Annotated in this window: 6 protein-coding genes; 2 read left to right on the top strand and 4 right to left on the bottom strand. The window is 31.4% G+C overall.

The window, feature by feature from the left end; all coding sequences use genetic code 11:
• The first annotated feature begins 181 nt into the window (after nucleotides 1–181).
• On the top strand, nucleotides 182–613 hold the full coding sequence (locus tag CWATDRAFT_RS30055) for a DUF5131 family protein (protein ID WP_007308494.1): 432 nt from the start codon (nucleotides 182–184) through the stop codon (nucleotides 611–613).
• A gap of 27 nt (nucleotides 614–640) precedes the next feature.
• On the opposite strand, the gene CWATDRAFT_RS30060 is transcribed toward CWATDRAFT_RS30055, so the two are convergent.
• The 4 genes from CWATDRAFT_RS30060 to CWATDRAFT_RS30075 form a co-directional block, all read right to left on the bottom strand.
• Nucleotides 641–1054: a putative toxin-antitoxin system toxin component, PIN family gene (locus CWATDRAFT_RS30060; protein ID WP_007308497.1), complete on the bottom strand. Its 414-nt coding sequence runs from the start codon at nucleotides 1052–1054 to the stop codon at nucleotides 641–643.
• A complete protein-coding gene (locus tag CWATDRAFT_RS30065) occupies nucleotides 1054–1293 on the bottom strand; it encodes a hypothetical protein (RefSeq protein WP_007308496.1) in 240 nt (79 codons plus the stop codon). Before CWATDRAFT_RS30065 ends, CWATDRAFT_RS30060 begins: the two co-directional genes overlap by 1 nt.
• Nucleotides 1294–1440: 147 nt before the next feature.
• Entirely contained in the window at nucleotides 1441–1704 is a 264-nt protein-coding gene (locus tag CWATDRAFT_RS30070; RefSeq protein ID WP_042712909.1) for a hypothetical protein, read from the bottom strand.
• 15 nt (nucleotides 1705–1719) lie between these two features.
• Nucleotides 1720–3480 carry a hypothetical protein gene (locus CWATDRAFT_RS30075; RefSeq protein ID WP_007308495.1) on the bottom strand — a complete coding sequence of 587 codons (1761 nt, stop codon included), beginning with the start codon at nucleotides 3478–3480 and terminating at the stop codon, nucleotides 1720–1722.
• 139 nt (nucleotides 3481–3619) lie between these two features.
• Here CWATDRAFT_RS30075 and CWATDRAFT_RS30080 point away from each other — a divergent pair.
• On the top strand, nucleotides 3620–4203 hold a 584-nt coding region (locus tag CWATDRAFT_RS30080), incomplete at its 3' end, for an IS1634 family transposase (protein WP_042712911.1).

Raw genomic sequence — 4203 nt, forward strand, 5'->3', positions numbered from 1 at the left:
GATAGAAATACCATAGACAAAAGCTGACGGGCCTCTCGAGGCAGGTATATAGCTTGATGACATTCCCATCAGTTATCAGCATATGTTCTATGCGAATTGAACCGATACACCTTGAAAGTAGTACCAGATTTCTAAACTAAGTGGGATCTAAAGACTTGTAAAATTAGCATCCTGAGTTAGAATGGTCTTATCTCTTTCCACTAGGGTGTATCAGTCAGAAAATCAACCCTACACCGAGAGAATTGATGCTTTAAGAGAAGTTCCAGCTAAGGTACGTATCTTATCTTGTGAACCCCTTTTAGGAGCGTTAGAATTAGATTTAACTGGCATTTATTGGGTAATTGTTGGGGGTGAGTCGGGTTTTAAACATCGTCCTATTAAACCTGAGTGGGTTCAGTCTATTTTAGAGCAAACACAAAAAGCAGAGGTTCCCTTCTTTTTTAAACAATGGGGAGGACGCTATTCTAAAGCAGGTGGTAGAATTTTTAATGACAGAACTTGGGATCAAATGCCTATTGCTTGGAATGAACATTTGATGCAATATAAGCATAAATTTTCTAGCAAAAGTAAGTTGATGAAAATAAAACAGAAATTTTTACTTTCTACACATTAGCTAATGGTAATTTTATATCGCACTGCTTTAACTTTCAGACAATAAGTTAACAAAATTTGTTGCTTTCATAATCAAAATTTGTTGATAATTTGATAAAGCTAAAAGATGTTTATCTCCTGTTACAATATGGGTTGCTTTTCCAATAACTGCACAATCAATTACCATATCATCATCAGGATCATCAGGAACAGCTTTAAGATTTCCCGTAATACTAACTAAGCGAGAAAAGCTTTTTACTTCATCAACTGCTAATTGTGTCATGTCTTCAGAAAATTGAAATTTTAATAACAGTTTTTCAGCAAACTCATCTAATATCTCTTGACAAGTTACTGATTCAATTTGACCTATTTTTGCTAATGCTAAACAGCGAAATGGTTTTCCGTTTGGGGAAAGCAACGCAGACAGCAAGATATTGGTATCAAAAACAACGGTATATTTCACTATTTTTCATGTACAATTTCATCAATTAATCGTTCTTTGTCTTCTTCGGTCATTTTGTCCCAATTATATCCTCTTTGCTGTGCTATTGTTTGCATTTTATCATGACCATACCTAGATAAAGATTCCCATTCTTCCCATTCTTGAAGTAGTAAGAGTTTTAAAATTTCTCCCTGTTGTTGAATAGGTAATTGTTTTATTAAGTCGATAACTTGTTCATTGGTTAAATTCAGTGTTGGCATAATTTATCCAGATAAAGATTACAACAGTGACTATTATCTATCTTAAACAATTCAGAGAGATGCAAAACACAAAAAGGGTAATGTTGGGTTTTGTCTCTCAACCCAACCTACAAGATCAGCGATCGCACTATAAGATCGGCGATCGCACTAAATTAATTCGTAATATCCGTTTATTTTAAGTTTAATGTTAGATGCTGTATCTGGAAGTATTTTATTTAAGTCAATTTCCAGTGATTCTCTTTGATGTAATAAAAAATATTGTTGATCAATTTTTTGAAGTTCTGCTAATGGATAAAAAACTTCCTTTAATTCTTGCGTCTGTGTATCTTGATAAATGAAAGATAAAGAATCAAGATAGGTAATTTCTGGATCTCGTTCTTCAATTTTAACTTTTAAAGGTCGGTCATTCAATCGGTATAATTTCGTTTATTTTGATTTTTCAGATTCTACCCCAGTTAAAATTGTTCCTAATTTCCTAAATGGTTTATCATCTGAATCAAGAACTAAAAGATAAGGACAACTACCATACGCAAAGTAGGCTGATAAGGAATATTCTGGTTCGTTTAAAGGTGGATCTATAGTAATTTTTCTGCCATTAACTGTTATAGAATTGATATTGATAATAGAACCCACAGCTAACCTTTTAGGAATACTATTTATTAAAGAGTCAATACTTGTAGTCGATTTTGTAAAATCTTTATCTAGAGAAATAGTATTAGTTATTTTTTCTAGATTTGGTTCATTATTAAATGGTTTTAAATATGGTCGAGAAACATACAAAGCTTTATTAATTGTTTTTGAGAGACTATTAGAATCAAAGTTAAAGTAATTAAGATAATCACCTAGTTCTATAGCCCTATTATCAAAGCCAAATTCAGTAGGTATTAGGAGATGTTGATTAGGAGATATCCGTATTTTTATTTTCGATTCTTTTGTAGAAATTTTATTAAAAAGCTGATCTCTTTGGTCAACTTCAGTCAATTTGTAGGAATTTTTAGAGATCATTTGTAATTCCATAGATTCTAAATTCATAGATAAATCGCTCGGATTCCAAATATCTAGGAATCTGATATAAGGTGATGCTGTTAAACGAGAAACAGAAGGTCCCATGCCACATGGATCTAAAAAGAAATTTTCAGGACTTTTAAATTTAGAGATTAAAGACTTATCTAAATAGGAGTAAGTATAACCGACTAATCCTCTTTGATTGGGATTTTCACTGATAACTTTTTTAATCCAAGTGTGAACAGCATTTGGCATTTTATCATCATACTTTAAGGATAAAAGTTTAGGAAACTGCAAGATACTACCACCTGATGCTGAAATTTTCTCTAATGAAAGGGATTGATCTGGCAATGCACTTAAAATCACATCAGTTCCCATAATAGAAGTCCACTTCGCATCATTTAGTGATGATTGAAGTTCAGCGTATATCGGGGCATAAGTAAATTCATTGCCTTCTCCATCACGATTCATTATTTCATTTTCATACTCCTCACTATTTTGATTAAAAATCTTCTTTTCATAAACTTCTTTTGTGATTGTTTTCTCTTCATAAGAAGCATTTAACTGTTCATTAGCTACTATCGTTCTATCATTATCATGATAAGTATATTCATATCCTGAGGGAGTTAAATATCGAGAAACTAAATCTTTATTTCCACTTTCGTTTCTAAATTTTTGTATACTTTCATACACAGGATTTTTTGATTGTATAATGGGAGGTGTTTCTAAACCAAGAATATCATTAAACTCTTCAGGAAACTTAGTTGCTACAAAAGATAAAACAGGATACTCATTATTACCCGTCAAGTGTCTATAATCTATAAAATTGGATGAATAGCTTCCTCGAAATAGTCCAGGTTCTAAACCTGAGTTTTTTCTTTCAAAATCTTGATTAGAGTCAGACGGTAATTCATGATAAAATAGGAGAAAGACTGCAATAAAAATAGCAAATGCTCCTGTTCCTTTGATTATCCCTTTATTTAGGTTCACACTTAGTTCAAGAGTTCCTATAAATAAAAAACCTGCTACAGCAGCAGTAAAAGCAGCTAAAAATCTAATAATTGCAAATGTTGAAGTATTTAATTGTTGAGGATTAAAAATAATCAAAACGAATGTTAATAATACTCCACTAGCTAAAATTATTGCGATAATGCGTTCCCATAGTGGGCTAGAGTTATTCATCCCAGATTCCGCACTTCAAAAAGTAGCATTAAATACTACAAGCCTGGGTTTAATAATTAAGTATAATTGCTTAAGCTCTTGAAGACAAAAAAGTGGGATAATTGCTTAAGTTGTTTCCTCTGTAAAAAAAGAGCGAAAAATGTCTTATTTAGAAGAAATACAAGTTAAAAATTTAGACCATTTAGGGATAGTAGCTGGTTTAATTGATGAAATAGGAATAGTCAAAATAATTAATAATAAATTAGGAATAGATGTTAGAGAAAAAATCTCAGCAGGTACAGTAGTTAAGTCTATTTTAATCAATGGACTAGGATTTGTTTCAAGACCTCTATATTTATTCAGTCAGTTTTTTCAAGATAAAGCCATTGAGAAATTGTTAGGAGAAAGAATTAAACCTGATTACCTTAATGATGATAAAATTGGGAGAGTAATGGATGAATTATATAAATATGGACTAAATGATATTTTTATTGAAGTAGTTTTAGAAGTAATTAAAAAATTTAAAATAGACCTTAAATACTCCCATTTAGATTCCACATCATTTCATTTAGATGGAGAATATAAAAGGGAAGAAGATAAAGAGAAACAGGAAGAAAAAAAAATTATTAAAGAAAGACCAATTTTTATTAAGAAAGGATATTCTCGGGATCATAGACCAGACTTAAAACAATGTGTCTTGGATTTAATAACAAGCCAAGATGGAGATGGTACCGACTCGATCGA

The sequence above is a fragment of the Crocosphaera watsonii WH 8501 genome, assembly GCF_000167195.1.
In the GTDB taxonomy this organism is placed as follows: domain Bacteria; phylum Cyanobacteriota; class Cyanobacteriia; order Cyanobacteriales; family Microcystaceae; genus Crocosphaera; species Crocosphaera watsonii.

Coding starts and splice junctions, on each gene's coding strand:
- CWATDRAFT_RS30055 (WP_007308494.1), top strand. CDS start 182: ATGGTCTTATCTCTTTCCACTAGGGTGTATCAGTCAGAAAATCAACCC.
- CWATDRAFT_RS30065 (WP_007308496.1), bottom strand. CDS start 1,293: ATGCCAACACTGAATTTAACCAATGAACAAGTTATCGACTTAATAAAA.
- CWATDRAFT_RS30075 (WP_007308495.1), bottom strand. CDS start 3,480: ATGAATAACTCTAGCCCACTATGGGAACGCATTATCGCAATAATTTTA.